This is a genomic window from Streptomyces sp. CO7 (genome assembly GCF_053474865.1).
Genome location: NZ_JBRIOU010000113.1, coordinates 1 through 442 on the forward strand (window position 1 = coordinate 1; position 442 = coordinate 442).

The 442-nt window shown below is 69.2% G+C and carries 1 pseudogene; it reads left to right on the plus strand.

Features of this window, described 5'->3' with window-relative positions:
* Positions 1-442 (plus strand): annotated as a pseudogene (locus ACOV8S_RS31355) (transketolase); the annotation flags it as partial.

Genomic DNA, 442 nt, shown 5'->3' on the forward strand with positions numbered 1-442 from the left:
TCCCCGAGCTGGTCGGCGGCTCGGCCGACCTGACGGGCTCGAACAACACATTCGTCAAGAACACCCAGATCCTCGATGCGCCCGACTACGCGGGCCGCTACGTGAACTACGGCGTGCGCGAGCACGGCATGGCCGCGGCGATGAGCGGGATGGCGCTGCACGGCGGCGTGATCCCCTACGGCGGCACCTTCCTGGTGTTCACCGACTATGCACGTCCCGCGATCCGTCTGGCCGCTCTGATGGGCGTGCGGGTGATCCACGTGGGCACCCACGACTCCATCGGCCTGGGCGAAGACGGTCCGACGCACCAGCCGGTCGAGCACCTGGCCTCGCTGCGGGCCATGCCGAACCTCAACGTCTTCCGGCCGGCCGACGCGGTCGAAACCGCCGAGTGCTGGAAGCTCGCCCTGGACGCCAAGACGACGCCTTCGGTGCTCGCGCT